16 protein-coding genes and 1 pseudogene are annotated in these 19,348 nt (G+C 72.8%); 6 read left to right on the forward strand and 11 right to left on the reverse strand.

All coding sequences use genetic code 11. The features are described 5' to 3' along the window. Positions 1-55 precede the first annotated feature (55 nt). Positions 56-343 (reverse strand): YiaA/YiaB family inner membrane protein, encoded by a 288-nt coding sequence (locus ACIRPU_RS15865; protein ID WP_020128241.1) that lies wholly within the window; start codon positions 341-343, stop codon positions 56-58. 74 nt (positions 344-417) lie between these two features. Continuing rightward, positions 418-1,569: an acyl-CoA dehydrogenase family protein gene (locus tag ACIRPU_RS15870; RefSeq protein WP_403867223.1), complete on the reverse strand. Its 1,152-nt coding sequence runs from the start codon at positions 1,567-1,569 to the stop codon at positions 418-420. Between the two features lie 91 nt (positions 1,570-1,660). On the opposite strand from ACIRPU_RS15870, the gene ACIRPU_RS15875 reads away from it, so the two are divergent. The 3 genes from ACIRPU_RS15875 to ACIRPU_RS15885 all read left to right on the forward strand — a co-directional run bounded on the left by ACIRPU_RS15875 (position 1,661) and on the right by ACIRPU_RS15885 (position 4,402). Next, a complete protein-coding gene (locus tag ACIRPU_RS15875; protein WP_351762708.1) occupies positions 1,661-2,302 on the forward strand; it encodes a TetR/AcrR family transcriptional regulator in 642 nt (213 codons plus the stop codon). Between the two features lie 34 nt (positions 2,303-2,336). Then, positions 2,337-3,230, forward strand: a complete 894-nt coding sequence (locus tag ACIRPU_RS15880; protein WP_403866994.1) for an ArsR/SmtB family transcription factor — start codon at positions 2,337-2,339, stop codon at positions 3,228-3,230. 164 nt (positions 3,231-3,394) lie between these two features. Next, positions 3,395-4,402 (forward strand): DMT family transporter, encoded by a 1,008-nt coding sequence (locus ACIRPU_RS15885; RefSeq protein ID WP_403866997.1) that lies wholly within the window; start codon positions 3,395-3,397, stop codon positions 4,400-4,402. A gap of 348 nt (positions 4,403-4,750) precedes the next feature. Here ACIRPU_RS15885 and ACIRPU_RS15890 read toward each other — a convergent pair whose 3' ends face one another. The 4 genes from ACIRPU_RS15890 to ACIRPU_RS15905 all read right to left on the reverse strand — a co-directional run bounded on the left by ACIRPU_RS15890 (position 4,751) and on the right by ACIRPU_RS15905 (position 9,673). Beyond that, entirely contained in the window at positions 4,751-5,833 is a 1,083-nt protein-coding gene (locus ACIRPU_RS15890; RefSeq protein ID WP_403867000.1) for a Zn-dependent alcohol dehydrogenase, read from the reverse strand. 15 nt (positions 5,834-5,848) lie between these two features. Further along, on the reverse strand, positions 5,849-7,237 hold the full coding sequence (locus ACIRPU_RS15895; protein WP_384114525.1) for an aldehyde dehydrogenase family protein: 1,389 nt from the start codon (positions 7,235-7,237) through the stop codon (positions 5,849-5,851). Between the two features lie 143 nt (positions 7,238-7,380). Beyond that, the gene (locus ACIRPU_RS15900; protein ID WP_403867003.1) at positions 7,381-8,718 is read right to left on the reverse strand and encodes an ABC transporter ATP-binding protein; all 1,338 of its coding nucleotides are present in this window, start codon (positions 8,716-8,718) and stop codon (positions 7,381-7,383) included. A gap of 235 nt (positions 8,719-8,953) precedes the next feature. Next, positions 8,954-9,673 carry a class F sortase gene (locus ACIRPU_RS15905; RefSeq protein WP_403867006.1) on the reverse strand — a complete coding sequence of 240 codons (720 nt, stop codon included), beginning with the start codon at positions 9,671-9,673 and terminating at the stop codon, positions 8,954-8,956. 121 nt (positions 9,674-9,794) lie between these two features. Here ACIRPU_RS15905 and ACIRPU_RS15910 point away from each other — a divergent pair. Continuing rightward, positions 9,795-9,929 (forward strand): annotated as a pseudogene (locus ACIRPU_RS15910) (hypothetical protein); the annotation flags it as partial. 673 nt (positions 9,930-10,602) lie between these two features. Here the strand turns inward: ACIRPU_RS15910 and ACIRPU_RS15915 are convergent. The 5 genes from ACIRPU_RS15915 to ACIRPU_RS15935 all read right to left on the reverse strand — a co-directional run bounded on the left by ACIRPU_RS15915 (position 10,603) and on the right by ACIRPU_RS15935 (position 17,021). Next, positions 10,603-11,838, reverse strand: coding sequence for an MFS transporter (locus ACIRPU_RS15915; RefSeq protein WP_403867009.1), 1,236 nt, complete (start codon positions 11,836-11,838; stop codon positions 10,603-10,605). A 19-nt stretch (positions 11,839-11,857) separates the two neighbouring features. Beyond that, on the reverse strand, positions 11,858-13,279 hold the full coding sequence (locus tag ACIRPU_RS15920) for a CitMHS family transporter (RefSeq protein WP_403867012.1): 1,422 nt from the start codon (positions 13,277-13,279) through the stop codon (positions 11,858-11,860). 141 nt (positions 13,280-13,420) lie between these two features. Further along, entirely contained in the window at positions 13,421-15,658 is a 2,238-nt protein-coding gene (locus ACIRPU_RS15925) for a molybdopterin oxidoreductase family protein (RefSeq protein ID WP_403867015.1), read from the reverse strand. A gap of 95 nt (positions 15,659-15,753) precedes the next feature. Beyond that, on the reverse strand, positions 15,754-16,371 hold the full coding sequence (locus tag ACIRPU_RS15930; protein ID WP_385554976.1) for a TetR family transcriptional regulator: 618 nt from the start codon (positions 16,369-16,371) through the stop codon (positions 15,754-15,756). A gap of 128 nt (positions 16,372-16,499) precedes the next feature. Next, positions 16,500-17,021: a hypothetical protein gene (locus tag ACIRPU_RS15935; RefSeq protein WP_403867019.1), complete on the reverse strand. Its 522-nt coding sequence runs from the start codon at positions 17,019-17,021 to the stop codon at positions 16,500-16,502. 177 nt (positions 17,022-17,198) lie between these two features. On the opposite strand from ACIRPU_RS15935, the gene hmgA reads away from it, so the two are divergent. Both hmgA and ACIRPU_RS15945 read left to right on the forward strand, forming a co-directional pair. Continuing rightward, positions 17,199-18,551 (forward strand): homogentisate 1,2-dioxygenase, encoded by a 1,353-nt coding sequence (gene hmgA, locus ACIRPU_RS15940; RefSeq protein WP_403867022.1) that lies wholly within the window; start codon positions 17,199-17,201, stop codon positions 18,549-18,551. A gap of 26 nt (positions 18,552-18,577) precedes the next feature. After that, positions 18,578-19,327, forward strand: coding sequence for a GntR family transcriptional regulator (locus ACIRPU_RS15945; protein ID WP_403867025.1), 750 nt, complete (start codon positions 18,578-18,580; stop codon positions 19,325-19,327). Positions 19,328-19,348 lie beyond the last annotated feature (21 nt).

The raw sequence follows: 19,348 nt of genomic DNA on the forward strand, positions 1-19,348 counted from the left end.
CGGTACAGGAGCTACACCATACCGCCGAAGGTGAGCGGCCGCTTAGAGTGCCTGCTCAGATCTTCTCGAAGGGATCGTGGTCGGCGAGGAGCTTCTCCAGGCGGGCCTGGTCCACCCGGCTCACGATCTGTCCTGCCTCCTGACGGTCGCGGATCACCTTCGCCAGCGTGAAGGCGGAGGTCACCAGATACAGGACGGCGATCGCCAGGAAGCCGCGCACCCAGGCGTCGGTGTGGAGGTTGTAGATGCCGATGGCGGTGGCCGCGATGGCGATGCCGAAGGAGGCCACGGCCTGTCCGTAGAACGCTGCCGTGCTCTGCTGCTTGACCGGTGTGTCACTCATGGGGACAAGCTTCGGCGGCGGCGGTCCGCGCCACATCCGCGCACCTACTCAGACCCGTACTCAGGTGCTCCTTCTCAGAACGCCGAAACCCCCGTCAGCGCCCGCCCGATGAGCAGCTTCTGGATCTGGCTCGTGCCCTCGTAGAGCGTCATCACGCGGGCGTCGCGCAGGAGTTTGCCCGCCGGGTACTCGTCGATGTAGCCGTAGCCGCCGAAGACCTGGAGGGCGTTGTTGGCGGCGCGGACGGCCGCCTCCGAGGCGAACAGCTTGGCCTGGGAGGACTCGGTGGCGAAGGGCTGTCCCCGGTCGATCAGGTCGGCGACCCGCCAGGTCAGCAGCCGGGCCGCGTCCACGTCGACCGCGATGTCGCTGATCAGTTCCTGGACCAGCTGGTGGTGGGCGATGGTCCTGCCGAACTGCTCGCGCTCGCCCGCGTACCGCACCGCCGCGTCCAGGGCGGCCTGCGCGATGCCGACACAGCCGGCCGCGACCGACATACGGCCCTTGGCCAGCGCCGACATCGCGACGGAGAATCCCTTGCCCTCGGGCGCCAGCATCGCGGAGGCGGGGACCCGGACGTCGTCCAGGACCAGTTCGGCGGTCGCCTGGCCGCGCAGGCCGAGCTTGCCGTGGATCGCGCGGCGGCTCAGGCCCGGGGTGTCGGTGGGAACGAGGAACGCGGAGACGCCCTTGTGGCCCGGCGCGTCCGTCGAACGGGCGAAGAGCAGGACCACGTCGGCCCAGGTGCCGTTCGTGATGAACATCTTGGTGCCGTTGATGACGTAGGAGTCGCCGTCGCGCACCGCGCGGGTGGCGAGGTTGCCGGCGTCCGAGCCGGTGCCGGGTTCAGTCAGGCCGAAGCAGCCGACGTACTCGCCGGACGTCAGTCCCGGCAGCCAGCGCCGCTTCTGCTCCTCGTCCCCCCAGGCCGCGACGGTCTTCGCGACCAGCCCCAGGGAGACGGACACGATCCCGCGCACGGACGAGTCCCCGCGACCCAGCTCCTCCGTGACCAGGCAGTACGCGAGGTGGTCGCCGCCCGAGCCGCCGTACTCCTCGTCGATCGTCAGGCCGAGGAAGCCGACCTCGCCGAGCTTCTTGACCAGGGACCGGTCGATGTCCTCGGCGCGGTCCCAGGCGACGACGTGCGGGGCGACCTCGCGGTCCACGAAGTCCTTGGCGAGCCGCCGGACGGCCTCCTGCTCCTCGCTGAGCGCCAGATTCACCACGAGATCACCTCACAGAGGAAGGCCTTCAGGAACGCTTCACCGTTGGCATTTAAATTAGCACTGCTAGTTTACGTTGTGCAGCCCTACTATGTGCGCCATGGCCCGACCGCGCAAGCCCCTTCTCAGCACCGACCGGATCGTCGAGACCGCACGGACGCTCGTGGACGCGGAGGGCCTGCCGGCCGTCTCCACGCGGCGGCTCGCCGCCGAGCTGGGGGTGAGCGGCCCCTCGCTGTACAACCACTTCCGCACGAAGGACGAGATCCTGGAGGCCGTCGCCGACTCGGTGAGCGCGCAGGTCGACCTGTCGATGTTCGAGGACGGCCGGGAGTGGCGCACCGCGCTGCACGACTGGGCCGTCTCCTACCGCGCCGCCCTGCGCGACCACCCGAACATCGTCCCGGTGCTCGCCCAGGGCCCCGGCCGCAGGCCCGCCGGGCTGCGGCTCGCCGACGCGGTGTACGGCGCGATGGTCCGCGCCGGGTGGCCGCCCGCGCAGGCCACCTCCATCGGCGCGCTGATGCGGTACTTCGTCATGGGCTCCGCCCTCGGCTCGTTCGCCGGCGGCTTCGTCGACGACGTGAGCGCCTACGACCCCGCCGACTACCCGCACCTCGGGCAGGCCCACCTCCTCGCCGACCAGCAGGAGAAGATCGACGAGCGGGCGTTCGAGACCGGGCTGACGGCACTGCTGGACGGGCTCTCCCAGCAGTTCGAGCAGCTGCCCTAGCACGGTTCGGCGGCCACCGAAGTGTCCGTCGCGCATGCTGGAACACGTGAGCATCACGGACACCGGGAACGACAGGGACGCACGGGCGCCGGGGCTGGCCGCCCTCGCCGGGCTCGTCGCCGACGAGACGCGGGCCGTCTGTCTGCTGGCGCTGCTCGACGGGCGGGCGTGGACCGCCGGTGAGCTGGCCCGGCACGCGGGCGTGGCCCCGTCGACGCTGAGCGAGCACCTGGGCAAGCTGGTCGGCGGCGGGCTGCTGGCCGAGGAACGGCAGGGGCGGCACCGGTACGTACGGCTCGCCGACACCCGGGTCGCCCAGCTCGTGGAGGACCTGGCCGGCCAGGTCGCCCCGCGCCGCGCCGACCGGCCGCGCACCTTGCGCGCCGCGAGCGCCGGATCGGCGATGGCCCGGGGCCGGACCTGCTACGACCACCTCGCCGGCCGGCTCGGCATCGCCGTCACCGACGCGCTCACCGCCCACGGACTGCTGAGCACGGCGAACGAGCCGGAGGGGCCGACCGGGCTGAAGGGGCTGGAGGAGCCGAAGGGGCCGGAGGGGGCGGAGGGGGCGACCGGCGGCGGGACGGGGGCGGTAGCGGAAGCAGGGCCGCACGCGAGCGGACCGACGGCACCGGCGTCCGGGGAACGGGCCACCGGGTTCCTGCTGACCGATGCCGGACTGCGGTGGTTCGAGGACAGCGGCATCGCGCTCGACCGCGCGACCCGCCGGCCGCTCGCCCGCGCCTGTCTCGACTGGACCGAGCGCCGCCCCCACCTGGCCGGTGCGGCGGGCGCGGCCCTGTGCCGGCACGCCCTCGACGCGGGATGGTGCGTGCGGATCGGCTCCGAGCGGGCCGTGAAGGTGACGGTGGCGGGCGAACGGGCGCTGGCCGAGCTGCTGGGCATCGAGGCGGGGGCGCTGCGCTGACCCGCACCCGCCGGCCCGCACGGCGCCGCCGGGAGGCCTCGCCGCGGGGCCGACGCCGGCCACTCGGCTCTCGGCCCCCGGCCTCCTCGGCCGCATCGGCCGCGTCGGCCTCTCGTCCGAAATCCGCGAGCTTTCGACCCGTCCCTCTTCCTAGCCTGAGGAGCATGATGCACAGCCCCCGGCGTACCGAACGTCGTACAGAGTTGCTCGCCGCCGGTGCGGCCACCGTGACCGTCGTGCTCTGGGCCTCGGCCTTCGTGTCGATCCGCAGCGCGGGCGATGCGTACTCGCCGGGGGCGCTGGCGCTCGGGCGGCTGGCCTCCGGAGCGCTGGTGCTGGGGGTCATCTGCGCCGTACGGCGCGCGGGGTGGCCGCCGCGGGCCGCCTGGCGCGGGATCGCCGTGTCGGGCGTGCTGTGGTTCGGCTTCTACATGGTCGTCCTCAACTGGGGCGAGCAGCAGGTGGACGCGGGGACGGCGGCGCTGGTGGTGAACATCGGGCCGATCCTCATCGCCCTGCTCGGCGCACGGCTGCTCGGTGACGTGATGCCGCCGCGGCTGCTGGCGGGGATGGCGGTGTCGTTCGCGGGCGCGGTCGCGGTGGGACTGTCGATGTCGGGCGAGGGCGGATCGTCGGTGCTCGGGGTGGTGCTGTGTCTGCTCGCCGCCTTCGGATACGCGGGCGGGGTCGTCGCGCAGAAGCCCGCCCTGAGCCGGGCGACCGCGCTCCAGGTGACGACGTTCGGGTGTGCCATCGGGACGGTCGTGTGTCTGCCGTTCGCGGGGCAGCTGGTCCACGAGGCGGCCGACGCGCCGGTCTCCGCGACGCTCAACATGGTCTACCTGGGCGTCTTTCCGACCGCCCTCGCCTTCACCACGTGGGCGTACGCCCTGGCCCGGACGACCGCGAGCCGCATGGGGGCGACCACGTACGCGGTGCCCGCGCTGGTCGTCCTGATGTCGTGGCTGGCGTTGGGCGAGGTGCCGGGGCTGCTCACCCTGGCCGGTGGAGCACTGTGCCTGGCGGGTGTGGCCGTGTCCCGGTCGAGGCCCCACACACCGCGCACGCCGCGCACGCCGCCGGCGCAGGGGGCGGACGCGGCGCGGGAGGCGGGTGCGGCGCGGGAGGACGTTCCGGAGCCGGGGCCCGAGGTCGGCCCCCGGACGGGCTGAGGCCCCAGTAGGCCGAGACCGCCGGACCGGCCGGGACCCCAGTACGCCCAGACCGCCGGACCGGCCGGGACCCCAATACGCCCAGACCGCCGGACCGGCCGGGACCCCGGTGGGCCCAGACCCCTGGACGGGCCAAGGCCCCCGGTGGGCCCAGACCGGTGAACGGACCGAATCCCCCAGTGGGCCCGGACCCCCGATGAGCCGAAACCGCCTAACGGGCGAAACCCGCAGCGGCCCAGACCGCCGGACGCGGCCCGAAACCCCTGGTGGGCCGAGACCCCCCGGTGGCCCGAGACCCCCCGGTGGGCTAAGACCGCCCGTGGGGCGAGAGCCCGGTGGGGTTCGCCGTCAGAACGTGATCAGTGCTCGGCCTCCCTTGCCCGCCAGCATGTTCTCGAAGGCACCCGGGATGTCCTCCAGGGCGATGCGCTCCGTCACCAGGGCGCTCAGGTCCAGTCGGCCCGCCCGGACGTGGTCGGCGAGGATCGGGAGGTCCTTCGCCGGGTCGCAGTTGCCGTAGACGCAGCCGGCGAGGGTGCGGCCCCAGTGGAAGAGTTCCAGGGCGTTGAAGGTGACCTGCTGGTCCTTGCCGCCGATGCCGACGACCGTGGTGCGGCCGCCGCGCCGGGTCGACTCCCAGGCCGTACGGATGGCGACCGCGCGGCCGACGCACTCGACGGCCACGTCGACGCCCTGTTTGCCGGTGAGGGCGCGGATCTCGCGGGCGGTCCGGTCGGAGGCGACCACGTACTCCGTGGCGCCCGCCGCCCGCGCCAGTTCCTCCTTCTCCGGGGAGACGTCGACGGCGACGATCTTCGAGGCGCCGGCGATCCGGGCCGCCTGGAGGGTGGCGAGGCCGACTCCGCCGACGCCGAAGACGGCGACCGTCTCGCCGGGACGGACTTGCGCGCTGTGGTGGACCGCGCCGTAGCCGGTGAGGACGGCGCAGCCGAGGAGGGCCGCGTCGGTGAGCGGGATGCCGTCCGGCAGGGGCAGCACGCAGGAGGCCGGGACGACGGTCTCCTCGGCGAAGGCGGCGACGTTCAGCCCTGGGTGCAGGTCCGTGCCGTCCGTCGTGCGGGCGTACACCTCCGCGGCCCCGTTGAGGGCGTTCACGCACAGCCACACCTCGCCCAGCGTGCAGGGGTGGCAGCTTCCGCAGGACGGTGCCCAGTTGAGGATGACGCCGACGCCGGGCGCCAGGTGTTCGACCCCCTCGCCGACGGCGACGACCGTGCCCGCGCCTTCGTGGCCCAGAACGGCGGGAAGCGGCAGCCGCATGGTGCCGTCGGACAGGGACAGGTCGGAGTGGCAGACGCCGGCGGCGGCGAGCCGGACGCGGACCCGGTCGGGGCCGGGGTCCGGAAGGTCGATCTCCGTGATCTGCAACGGAGCGCCGATGGCGGGCAGTACGGCGGCGCGGACAGCCATGTTCGGTTGACTCCCTTAGAACTGGAGGGACTTGGTCTGGAGGTACTCGGCGAGGCCGTGGGCGCCGAGCTCGCGGCCGACGCCCGACTGCTTGTAGCCGCCGAAGGGCGCGAGCGGGTTGAAGCGGCCGCCGTTGATGTCGACCTGGCCGGTCTCCATCCGGCGGGCGAAGGCCACCGCCTCCGCCTCGTCGCCGGCCCAGACGGCGCCCGCGAGTCCGTAGACCGTGCCGTTGGCGATCCGCAGGGCGTCCTCCTCGTCCTCGTAGCGCAGGACCGACAGGACGGGGCCGAAGATCTCCTCCTGGGCGACGGCCATGTCGGGGGTGACGTCGGCGAAGACCGTGGGGCTGACGAAGTAGCCCTGCTCGCGCGGGGATTCGAGGCCGCCCGCGACCAGCCGCGCCCCCTCGGCGATGCCCTTCTCGATGTAGCCCCGCACCCGGTCCCGTTGTGCGGCGTTGACGACGGGGCCGATACGGTCGGCGTACTTGGCGGCCGCCGCCGCGGCGAGCTCGACCGCCTCGTCGTACCGGTCGCGGTGGACGAGCATCCGGGTCCAGGCGCTGCATGTCTGGCCGGAGTTGGACATCACGTTGGCGACGCCGACGTTGACCGCCCTGGCGAGGTCGGCGCTCGGCAGGATGACGTTGGCGGACTTGCCGCCGAGTTCCAGGGCCACCTTCTTGACGGCCGCGCCCGCCGTCGCCGCGATCCGCCTGCCCACCGCCGTGGAGCCGGTGAAGGACACCAGGTCGACGCCGGGGTGCTCGACGAGGGCCTGCCCGGCGACCGGGCCGAGGCCGGTGACCAGGTTGAAGACGCCGGCCGGAACGCCCGCCTCGTGGACCGCCTCGGCGAAGAGCTGGGCGGTCAGCGGGGTGTCCTCGGCGGGCTTCAGGACCACCGTGCAGCCCGCGGCGAGGGCCGGGGCGACCTTGGCGACGATCTGGTGCAGCGGGTAGTTCCAGGGGGTGACGGCGCCGACCACACCGACCGGCTCCTGGAACACGGTCGAGTTGCCGACCTTCTCCTCGAAGGAGTGGGTCGCGGCCAGTTCGGCGTAGGAGCCCGCCACCGCGATCGGCACCGCCGCGTGGACGGCCCGGGAGAAGGCCAGGGGCGAGCCGAGTTCGGCGGTGACCGTCTCGGCGATCTCGTCCTTGCGGGCCGCCAGGACGTCCCGGAGCGCGGTCAGGCGGGCCGCGCGTTCGGCGGGCGGGGTCGCGGCCCAGCCCGGCAGGGCGGCGCGGGCCGCCCGGACGGCGGCGTCGACGTCGACGGCGTCGGCCGCCGGGACCCGGGCGATCACCTGCTCGTCCACCGGGTCGACGACCTCGATCACATCCCGGCCCGCGGCCGGGCGCCAGGCGCCGTCGAGATAGATGCCGTCATGTGCCTTCATCGCGTTCCCTTCGGGCGGGCCTCGTCGTCCGCGACCTAAACTAGCGCTGTTAGTTTTCTGGCACCAGGGGACGGCGGGTGAAGGACGCGGAACGCGCGGGACACCGGACCGTCACCGGACCGCGGACGGCTCGGGACGCCTGCTCACTCGTCGAGGTCCGGCAGCCGGGCCGGAGCCGGGCTGATGCGCTCGCCGTGCTGGTCGAAGACGAAGAGATGGGCGATGTCGACGAGGAGCGGCACCTGCATCCCGTGACGGAGGTCGAAGTCGGGAGTGGTGCGCACGACGAGGTCGCCGAGGGGGCGGGCCTCCGGGGACGCGGGCGGCCGCTCCGGGGACGCCGGATCGTCCAGGACGCCGACCGTACCGGACCGCAGGCCGCCCGCCCCCTTCCGCAGCCGGCCCAGCACCCCGCCGCCCCGGCGGCGCCGCCGGGGCGGCCGCTGGACGGGGCGGGGCGCCTCCAGTTCCGGCACGACCGCGAGCCGGGATCCGGTGTTGAAGTGGACGAGCACCTCGTGACCCTGGAACTCCACGTGCTCCACCAGACCGGTGATGTGCGTCTCGCCTGGCCGGGCGTCGGCGGGCGTGGCGATACGGACCGCCTCCGAGCGCAGTCCGACGATCACCTCGCGGCCCTGCTGCACCCGTAGCAGCTTGTGGTCCAGGCAGTGGGGTTCGGGCAGCCGGAGCGCCTGCTTGCCGAGGCTGATCGTCATGGCTCCGTCGAGCGGGGCGCGGACGAGGCCGCGCAGGAGGTTGATGCGCGGGGTGCCGATGAAGGCGGCGACGAAGACGTTGCGCGGCAGGGCGTAGACCGACCGCGGGGTGCCCACCTGCTGGAGGACGCCGCCGCGCAGTACGGCGACCCGGTCGCCGAGCGACATGGCCTCGGCCTGGTCGTGCGTGACGTAGACCGTGGTGACGCCCAGATGCCGGGTCAGCTTGGATATCTCGGCCCGCAGATGGTTGCGGAGCTTGGCGTCGAGGTTGGACAGCGGCTCGTCCATCAGGAAGGCGGAGGGGTGCCGGGCGATGGCCCGGCCCATGGCCACGCGCTGGCGTTCGCCGCCGGAGAGCTGGCCGGGGAAGCGGTCGAGGAGGTCCTCGATGCCGAGCATCCGGGCGGTGGCGTCGACGCGGGGACCCGGGTCGGCGCCGGGGGCCTCGATGCGCAGCGGGAAGCCGATGTTGTCGCGGCCGGTCATGTTCGGGTAGAGCGCGAAGTTCTGGAAGACCATCGCGATGTCCCGCCCCGAGGGCGCCAGGTCGTTGGCGTACTCGCCGTCGAGCCGTAACTCGCCCTCCGTGATGTGCTCCAGGCCGGCGATCATGCGGAGCACGGTGGACTTGCCGCAGCCGGAGGGGCCGAGCAGGACCAGGAACTCGCCGGGCGCGATGTCGAGCGACAGCCGGTCCACGACCCGGACGCCTCGGGTGTGGACCTTGCTGACGTCGTGCAACGAGATGGCGCGTGTCATGAGTAGTGTCCCCGGGGACTCGTGTGCCGGGCCGGCCCGGCCGGTGCTCCGCTGTCCGACCTGCCCCGTGCGGGTCGAACGGGGCTTGTGAGTCACGGAAGTTAACGGACTGTGTGCGCCCGGGGGAAGAGACACGCCCGGATCGGACGCTCCCGTCCGACAGGTGAGAAACCGGACTGTCTGATTCAGCGGCGTCGGCCCCGGGCCGTGGACGTCGGCGCGGCCCGGCGGCGGGTCAGCGGGTCGCCGTCAGATGGGCGAAGACGACGACGTTGCTGGTGTATCCCGTCGCGTGCCGGAAGAGGCCCCCGCAGGTGAGGACGCGCAGTTCGGGGCGGCGGGTCGGGCCGTACACCTCCTTGTCGGGGAAGGTGGCCTTGTCGAAGACGCGCACCCGGTCCACGGTGTAGACGGCCGTCCGGCCGTCGGCGCGCAGGGCCTCGATCCGGGCGCCCCGGGCCACGCGTGCGAGGCCCGCGAAAACCGCCGGGCCGGTCTTGGTGTCGCGGTGGCCCACGGCGACGGCGGTGCCCCGCTCCCCCGGGGTGGGGCCGCCCGCGTACCAGCCGACCAGCTTGGGCCGGTCGAGCGGGGGTGTCCCGAGGTGCCGGCCCGGGCCGAGCCGGAGCGGGACGATCGGCACGTCGATGCCCAGGGAGGGCACTCGCAGGGTGGTCGCCGGGGACCGGGGCAGCGGGCGGGGAGGGGGCCCCGGACTCTCGGACGCCTTCTTCCCCGCCGTCCGGCCCTCCTCGTCGGCGTCGCCCCCGGCGGCCGGGGCGGCCTGCGTCCCGCCGGACGCCGCCTCCCCGGCCCGGGCCGCCGTGGCCGGGCCGTCGTGCCCCCCGCACCGGACGCCGACCGTCACCAGGACGACCGCGAGCACGGCCGTCCTGGTGAGGCGGTAGGCGCGGGTCCGGTGCCAGGGCCTGCGTACGCGCCTACGCGGCACCATGGGTGCGGCGGCGGATCAGTCGGAAGTAGGCGACTCCGCCGACGGCCACCAGTCCGACGGCCGCGGCCCCGGCCAGCGGGGTGAAGGCCTGCGAGGTGTCGGCGAGGCCGCCGCCGCCCGCGTGCACGCCGCCCTCCGGGCCGCCCTTCTCGCCGCTCCAGGCGGAGCCGCCCTGGGTTCCGCCTTCCCGGCCACCGGCGCCCTGCGCGGTTCCGCTCTGCGCGGTGCCGTTCTGCGCGGTGCCGTTCTGCGCGGTGCCGTTCTGCGCGGTGCCGTTCTGGCCGCCACCGTTCTGACCGCCGCCGTTCTGGCCGCCGCCTGCCTGGCCGTTCGGTCCGCCGGCTTCACGGCCGTCGTCGGTGATCGGCCGGTTCGGGCTCCCGTTCCCGTCGCGTCGGCCCTCGGGGCAGCTGATCTTGAAGACCTTCACCTTGGGCGTGAGCGGAACGTCCCCGGCGATCGTCCACTCGAGCGTGTACGACCCCTCGGCCAGCCCCAGGGTGTCGGTGTGCCCGGCGCCCTGGGTCAGGGTGATGTTGCCGGAGACCGTGGCGGTGTCGGGGGCCGGGGGCCGCGCCTTGATGGTGTAGGCGACCGTCGGCAGCTCGCCGAAGTTGGCGGCGTCGAGGTAGAAGCGGCAGGCCACCGGGTCGTCCTTCGAGACGCCCGGGGGGACCTGCTCGCGGTGGATCCTGATGTCACCGGCCTCCCCCACGGCTACGGCGGACGGTGCCGAGAGGCAGGTGAACCCCGCCGCGGCGAGCACCGTGAGAGCCGTGACGCCGAGGCGGGAGCCGAGGGCGGACGGGAGCGTCGAGCTGGGCATGCGCATTCCTCCGAGTCAGGACGATTTTCATACAAATCGCTCTTGCACCTGACTCTCTTTCACATCGGCGTCCACGACTGTGGGAGCGCCGCCGGACGCGCCGTCAGACATCGCTCGACCGGCGCAACCCCGATCCGGACCGGCGCCGGGGCACGGCCGCCTGCGCTCCGCCCTCCCCGCGCGAGCGCACCGCGACTCCCGACGACACCAGCAACAGCACCCCCAGCATCACGAACGGCGCGGCCACCCCCGCGACCCCGGCCACCAGCCCCGCGGCGGCCGGCGCGGCGACCTGGCCCAGCCGGTTGCCGGTCAGGCGCAGCGCGAGGGCGGTGGAACGGGCCCCGTCGGGCGCCGCCTGGACGACGGTCGTCATGGACAGCGGCTGCCCGACGCCGAGGCAGAAGCCGAGCAGCGCGAGGATCACGCCCAGTCCCCAGACCGGCACCGGCAGTGCGATCCCGGCGCACAGCAGGGCCGCCAGCAGACAGGTCCCGGTGAGCAGCAGGGTCCGGCCGAGCAGTCGCAACAGGGGGGTGAGGACGAGCCGGCAGGCTATGGAGGCCGCCGCGCGGACACTGAGCAGGACGCCGACGACGGACGGCGCGATGCCCCGGTGTTCGCCGACCACCGGCAGATAGGCGGTGAGGATGTCGGTCGCGGACAGCACGGACAGGCTGATGAGGATGCCGGCGGGGACGCCCCGCGCGTGCAGGATGCGGCCGACGGGAACCCTTTCCCCCTGCTCCGCACGGGACTTGGGCGCGGTGTCGCGGTGTTCGATGCGCCACAGCGAGGTGAACGCGACCGCGCAGCCGGCGCCCGCGACCAGCAGGGCGAGGGCGCTGCCGGCCGCCATGTCGGCGCCGCCGATCAGCGCGCCGGCCGCGATCGGGCCGACCAGCTGGCCGAGCGAGGCGCCGATGGTGAAGTGGCCGAAGTTGCGGTCCTGTTCGTGCGGCGCGGACTGACGGGCGACCAGCGACTGCGAGCCGATGACGAAGCAGAGATGGCCGAGGCCCATCACCCCGCTCCACAGGGCCATCGCCCAGAGGGAGCCGGCGACACCGCTCAGCACACAGCCGCCGGATATCAGGACCACGCCGACGGGCAGCAGGGGCGCGCAGCGACCGTGGTCGGTGCGCCGGCCGAGCGGCACGGCGGCGAAGAGCGGCAGCAGCGCGTACACGCCCGCGATGACGCCGATCGCCCGCTCGTCCGCGCCCAGCGCGAGGGCCCGGTAGGAGACGGCGGGCCGGGCCATCGAGACCGCCCCCTGCGCGAAGCCGAAGGCGATGACGAGACGGAGCAGCCAGCCGCGGTTCCTGCCGGGCCTCACAAGTTCCTCCATGAATGGCTCAGATGATCCCGAACAGGATGCCCGCGCCGAGGATCACCAGGCTGGTGAGGGCGGCCCACTTGACCACGAATTTCGTGTGGTCGCCGAACTCGACCTTGGCCATGCCGACGAGGACGTAGACGGCCGGGACGAGCGGGCTCGACATGTGCAGGGGCTGGCCGACGAGCGAGGCGCGGGCCATCTCCAGCGGCGAGACGCCGTGCGCGGCGCCGGCCTCGGCGAGGACCGGCAGGACGCCGAAGTAGAAGCCGTCGTTCGACATGAAGTAGGTGAGCGGGAGGCTCAGGACGCCGGTGACGAGGGCCATGTGCGGGCCCATGCCCGCGGGGATGACGTCCACCATCCAGGTGGCCATGTGGTCGACCATGCCGGTGCCCTGGAGGACGCCGGTGAAGACGGCGGCGGCGAAGACCATGCCGGAGACGTTGAGGACGTTGTCGGCGTGGGCGGCCAGCCGGGCCTTCTGGTCGGGGATGTGCGGGAAGTTGACGGAGAGGGCGAGCGCGGCGCCGAGCAGGAACAGCACCGGGATCGGCAGCCACTCCATGATCATGGAGGTGAGCAGCGTGACCGTGAGCAGCGCGTTGAACCAGTACAGCCTGGGGCGCAGGGTGGCCCGCTGCGGGTCGAGGCCCTGGAAGTCGTCGTCGTCCTCGTCGGCGTGGTCGATCTCGTCCGGCGCGTCGGTGCCGGAGCCCGAACCGCCCGTGCGGACGGGGGTCTTGCCGTCGGAGCCGCCGGCGCCGGCGCCCACCAGGACCGTCTCGGTCTCCTTCTCCTCGACCAGCACCTCGTCCAGCGTCAGCGTGCCGAGCCGGGCGCGCTCGCGGCGGCCGAGGACGTAGGAGAGGGCGATGACGAAGAGCAGGCCCACGGCCAGGGCCGGGATCATCGGCACGAAGATGTCGCTGGCGTCGAGCTTCAGCGCGGTGGCGGCACGGGCGGTCGGGCCGCCCCAGGGCAGCGTGTTCATCACGCCGTTGGCCATCGCCGCGACACCGGTCATCACGACCAGGCTCATCTTCAGGCGCTTGTACAGCGGGTACATCGCCGAGACGGTGATCATGAACGTGGTGGAGCCGTCGCCGTCGAGGGAGACGATCGCGGCGAGCAGCGCCGTGCCCACGACGATGCGGAGCGGGTCGGCCTTGCAGAACTTCAGGATGCCCCGGACGATCGGGTCGAAGAGGCCGACATCGATCATCACACCGAAGTAGACGATCGCGAACATGAGCATCGCCGCCGTGGGGGCGAGGCTGGTGACGCCGTCGATGACGTAGTCACCGAGCCTGGCGCCCTTCCCGACGAAGACGCAGAACAGTGCCGGGATCAGCACGAGCGCCGCGATCGGCGACATCTTCTTCAGCATGATCAGGACCAGGAAGGTCGCGATCATGGCGAAGCCGAGGATGGTCAGCATGAGTGGATACCTAACGTTCGCCCTTGAACATCCCACCTGGGGGTCGGCGGTGGGTCGACGTTAGGTCCGTTCAAACGCTGTTAACAAGACGTTGACGTGCGAGCAATAAGCGCAAAAGTCCAGGTCACAGCTTTGCTCAGGTCAGCGGGCCGTCACGGCGGTGAGTTCCACGGGCACTCCGTTGAGCACCGCGTTGCCCGACAGCGGGTCCAGCAGACTGCCGTCGAGGAGCTGGTTGACGTTGACGCCGGGGTCGGTGGCGGCATGGCTGAGGCGGGTGCCGGGGCGGTCGTGGCCCCAGCCGTGCGGCAGGCTGACCACGCCCCGGCGCACGCCGTCGGTGACCTCGGCGGGTGCGGTCACCTCTCCCCCGGCGCCCTTCACCCGTACCGGCGCGCCGTCGAGCACACCGAGCCGTTCGGCGTCCTCGGGGTGGATGTGCAGGGTGCAGCGGTTGGTGCCGCCGGTGAGCGCGGGGACGTTGTGCATCCAGCTGTTGTTGGACCGCAGATGGCGCCGGCCGACCAGGACGAGTGCGTCGGGCTCCCGCTTCAGTCCCTCCCGCAGCCGCGGGAGATCGTCGACGATCGGTCGCGGCAGCAGTTCGATCCGCCCGCTGCGCGTCTTCAGCGGCTGGGGCAGGCGTGGGCGCAGCGGCCCGAGGTCGATGCCGTGCGGGTGGGCGAGCAGCCGGGCGAGGCCGAGTCCGTCCGGGCGGGCGCCGAAGCCGTCGCCGTAGGGGCCGAGGCGCAGCATCATGTCGAGCCGCCGCTCGGGACCGGTCTCGCCGGTGAGCTGTGCCGCGAGGTCGCGCGGGTCGCGGCCGTGCACGGGCGAGTACGGTTCCTTCACCGCCTTGCCGAGGGTCTGGCCGATGACCAGGTCGTCCACGGCGGACGGGTCGGCGCCGTGCATGCCGGTGGCGGCCAGGGTCAGCCGGGCGAGGATCTCGGTCTCGGCCATCCGGCCGGGCTCGAGCGGGACGGCCGGGCGGCTGTAGCGGACCTGGTTGCGCACGGCGAGGGTGTTGAAGGCGAAGTCGTGGTGCGGGCTCTGCGAGGGCGGCGGCGGGGGCAGCACCACGTCGGCGTGGCGGGAGGTCTCGTTCAGGTAGGGGTCGATGCTGACCATGAAGTCGAGGGAGCCGAGCGCCTTGTCGAGCCGGTCGCCGTCCGGGGCGGACAGGACGGGGTTGGCGGCCACGGCGACGAGTGCGCGGATCGGCTCGCCCTGTGCCGTCACGGTGTCGATCTCCTCGGCGAGCGCCGACAGCGGCAGTTCGCCCTTGGCCTCCGGGTGCCGGCTCACCCGGGAGTGCCAGCGCGCGAGTTGGAAGCCGTGGCCGGGACCGGCCGGCCGGGGCGTGCGGTCGGTGGCGGCCTGCGGGAAGAGGGCGCCGCCGGGCCGGTCCAGGTTGCCGGTGAGGATGTTCAGGATGTCGACGAGCCAGCTGGCGAGGGTGCCGTAGGGGACCGTGCAGCTGCCGATGCGGCCGTAGACGGCGGCGGTGGGGGCGGCGGCGAGTTCGCGGGCCAGGGTGCGGATGAGCGAGGCCTCCACGTCACAGGCGGCGCTCACCGCTTCGGGGGTGAAGTCCCTTACGGCCTCGGCGAGTTCCTCGAGGCCTTCGAGGTGGGGGGCCGACTCGCCGGGCTCCACGAGGAGTTCCTCGAAGAGCACCTGGGCCATGGCGGCGAGCAGCAGCGCGTCGGTGCCCGGCCGGATCGGGATGTGCCGGTCGGCGAGCTTCGCGGTGCGGGTGCGGCGCGGGTCGATGACGGTGAGGGTGCCGCCGCGGGCCTTGAGCGCCTTGAGCTTGCCGGGGAAGTCGGCGGCGGTGCACAGACTCCCGTTGGACTCCATGGGGTTGGCGCCGATGAGCAGGAGATGGTCGGTGTGGTCCAGGTCCGGCACGGGGATCGCGTTGGCGTCGCCGTACAGCAGTCCGCTGGAGACGTGCTTGGGCATCTGGTCGACCGTGGAGGCGGTGAACAGGCTGCGGGTGCCGAGGCCGGCGATCAGCACGGTCGGGTAGAGCGCGCCGGCCATGGTGTGCACGTTGGGGTTGCCGAGGACGACTCCGACGGAGTTCGCCCCGTACCGCTCGACGACCGGCCGGATCCCGGCGGCCACGGCGTCGAAGGCCTCCTCCCAGGTGGCCTCGCGCAGCTCGCCGTCCCGGCGCACCAGGGGCGTGCGCAGCCGGTCGGGGTCGCCGTCGACGGCGCCGAAGGAGGCGCCCTTGGGGCAGATGAAGCCCTTGCTGAAGACGTCCTCCCGGTCGCCGCGGGCGCCGGTGACCTTCGTCCCCTCGATGGTGAGCGTCAGCCCGCAGGTGGCCTCGCACAACGGGCAGATTCGCAGGGCGGTGCGGGACACGGGTCCTCCTGGGGCGCGGCGGCAGCGATGACGCACGGTCTGGAGCCGAGCATACCGACCGGTACGGACGGTGGGGAGGGGTCCCGGCGGACCGCTCAGTCCAGGGTCCGCGCCAGATACGCCCGCAGCAGCTCCCGCGCCTCGTCGATCACCTTGGGGTCGCCCTCCGGATCCACCCGGAAGGCCAGCTGGACGAGGGTGTCCGCGGTCTCCACCGCGATCAGGAAGGTGCGGCGCAGGTCCTCGTCGGGCTCGCGGACGAGATAGTCGGAGAGCAGGTCGGTGAGGCGGTCGGCGACCCGGTGGTTGGGTTCCGCGTGCCGCGCTCCGACCGGGATCTGGTTGCCGAAGTCGACGAGGGAGAACCCGGGCGCGGTGTGCTTCATGGCCAGGTACTCGTCGAGCACGGCGTCCATGGCGGCCCGCCAGTCGCCCCGGCGCGCCCCCTTCAGCCGCTCGGTGACGCGTTCGGAGTAGCGCTCGAGGTTGCGCTGGGCCAGCGCGTCGGCCATCTGCCGCTTGTTGCCGAAGAAGCGGTAGACGGAGCCGATGGGGACGGCGGCGCGTTCGGCGACGGCCCGGGTGCTCAGGCCGTCGTAGCCGACCTCGTCCAGCAGGTCGGCACAGGCGTCGAGGATTCTGGTCAGCCGTTCGGCACTGCGCCGCTGCACGGGCGCACGACGGAGCGATGTCGCTTGGGGCACGGAGCTCATGATGCCTTTCCGTCGCGGCGGGGTGAACCTCACCCCTCGATACGGAGAAAGATGCCTGATGCACTCAACGCGGGCCGTCACCTGGGAGCCGTCCCCTGGGAGCCGTCACAGGGGAGCCGGGAGTCCCCTCAGGAGGAAGGCTCCGACGCCGTGATGTACGCCGTGCTCTCCACCGGCTTGCCGTCCACCGCCCACACCGTGCCGTCGTCCGCGCACAGCCGCGCGGTGACCTGGTGGGTGCCGTGCGGGAGGTAGCCGGCCGGGATGCGGTAGGACGGGGTGCGCAGGTCCGCGACCGGCTGGTCGTCCACGTAGAGCCGGGCGGCGCCGCGGCCGTGGGCCGCCCCCGCCTTCGTCGCGGTGGGCGTGAACCGGAAGTTCTCCACCTTCAGGCGGACGTCCCAGCTTCCGTCGGCCTCGGGCTCCACCTCGACACCGACCTCGGGCGCCCCCTTCTTCTCCACCTCGCGGTAGTGCCGCCCTTCGTCGTCCGTGTCCTTCAGGACCTTGCCCACCGGAGAGGGGGAGACCGACGCCGCGGTCGTCGCGTCCCCCCGCTCCTGGGCATCACTGGTGCCGCAGCCAGCGGATCCGGTCAACAGCAGGACACAGACCGCGGGCACGGCGAGGCTTCCGCGCGTCCACGACATGCGGGGGAGCGTAGAACAACGCACCGACACGCGGGATCCCCCTGAGGTCTGGTTCCGGCCGTCTTGATCGTCCTCCAGGAGGAGGACCCGCGCACCTCTTGCGCCGGGGAAATCGCAATCCTACGGTGATGCATAGGAATCAGCAGGCGCACCCGCGGGGCGCCGGAGGGAGCGAACATGAGCAGCGGGGACGCACGCAAGACGGCCGAGGGCCTGGCCTATCTCTCCGGGTTCGGCAACGAGCACGCCTCCGAGGCCGTGCCGGGGGCCCTGCCCGACGGCCGCAACTCGCCGCAGCGCGCGCCCCTCGGCCTGTACGCGGAACAGCTCAGCGGTACGGCGTTCACCGAGCCGCGCGCCCACAACCGCCGCTCGTGGCTCTACCGGATCCGCCCGTCGGCCGCACACCCGGCGTTCACCCGCGTCGACGACGGCGCGCTGCGCACCGGCCCGTTCACCGAGACGGTCCCCGACCCGAACCGGCTGCGCTGGGACCCCCTGCCCGAGCCGTCGGCCGGCACGGACCTCCTCCGCGGCCTGTGGACCCTCGGCGGCAACGGCGACGTCACCCAGCGCACCGGCATGGCCGTGCACCTGTACCACGCGAACGCCTCCATGGAACGCGTGTTCAGCGATGCCGACGGCGAGCTGCTGATCGTTCCCGAGCAGGGCGGACTGCTGCTGTGCACGGAGTTCGGGCAGCTGCACGCCGAGCCCGGCGAGGTGGCGCTGATCCCGCGCGGGGTCCGCTTCCGCGTCGACCTGCTGGACGCCTCCGCCCGCGGCTACGTCTGCGAGAACTACGGCGCCCCCTTCCGCCTCCCCGACCTCGGCCCCATCGGCGCCAACGGCCTCGCCAACCCCCGCGACTTCCGCGCGCCCGTCGCCGCGTTCGAGGACGTCGAGGGCCCGGTGGAGGTGGTCAACAAGTACTGCGGCCACCTCTGGAGCGCGACGTACGACCACTCCCCGCTCGACGTGGTCGCCTGGCACGGCAACCATGTGCCGTACGTCTACGACCTGCGCCGTTTCAACGTCATCGGGACCATCTCCTACGACCATCCCGACCCGTCGATCTTCACGGTGCTGACCGCCCCGTCCGACACCCCCGGTCTGGCCGGCGTCGACTTCGTGGTCTTCGCCCCGCGCTGGCTGGTCGGCGAGGACACCTTCCGGCCGCCGTACTTCCACCGGAACGTGATGAGCGAGTACATGGGCCTGATCGAGGGCGCGTACGACGCGAAGACGGCCGGAAAGGGCGGCTTCGTGCCGGGCGGCGGTTCGCTGCACAACATGATGTCGGCGCACGGCCCGGACCGGGAGACGTTCGAGCGGGCGAGCGCCGCCGAGCTGGGGCCGCAGAAGATCGACGACGGGCTGGCGTTCATGTTCGAGACCCGCTGGCCGCTCACCCTCACCCCGCACGCGGCGCGGGCGGACCACCTCCAGCCGCGCTACGACGAGGTCTGGCAGGGCCTCGAACGCCACTTCCGTCCGTCCGACGCAACGTCCGACGCAACATTGCACTGAACGGTGCCGACCGGTACGGATAGCCCGTGACCTCCTTCGCCCCGGACTCGATCGTCCTCACCCGCAAGCTGCCGCTCTGGTACCAGGTGTCGCAGTCGCTGCGCGCGTCGATACTCGGCCGCTCGCCACAGGACCCGCTCCGGCTGCCCACCGAGGAGCAGCTGGCGGGTCACTACGGGGTGAGCGTGCTGACCATGCGGCAGGCGCTGAAGGAGCTGGAGGCCGAGGGGCTGATCACCCGGCACCGCCGGCGGGGCACGTTCATCGAGCCGAGCGCGCGGCGGGGCGCTCCGGTCCGGCTCCTCGGCTCGGTCGACGCGATCGTGGCCCAGCAGTCCGCCATGACGACGGAGCTCCTCGGTCACGGCCGTACGACCGTCCCCGCCGAAGTCGCCGAGCACTTCCCGGACCTGGCCGAGGTGGCGACCTATCACCGGCTGAGGAGCGACGAGAACACGGGCGAGCCGACCAACCACGCCCGCAACTACGTCCGTCCCGAACTCGCCGCCCGGATCGACCCGGACGACCTGGTGCGCCGGCCCATGACGAAGGTGCTGCGGGACCTCGTGGGCGTGGACATCAGCCGGATCACGGACACGGTCGAGGCCCGGCTGGCGGACCCGGAGACCGCCCGGCTGCTCGGGGTCCCGCTGCTCAGCCCGATCCTGCACTACACCGGCGTCATCTACGACACCGGCGGGCGGGTCCTCGACGTGGCCGTCATCCACTACCGGGGCGACCGTTTCTCCTTCACGGTCACGCTCGACGCGACGTGACGGGCCGCGGGCGACCCGTCG

It is taken from the genome of Streptomyces sp. NPDC102259, assembly GCF_044766465.1.
Classification (GTDB): domain Bacteria; phylum Actinomycetota; class Actinomycetes; order Streptomycetales; family Streptomycetaceae; genus Streptomyces.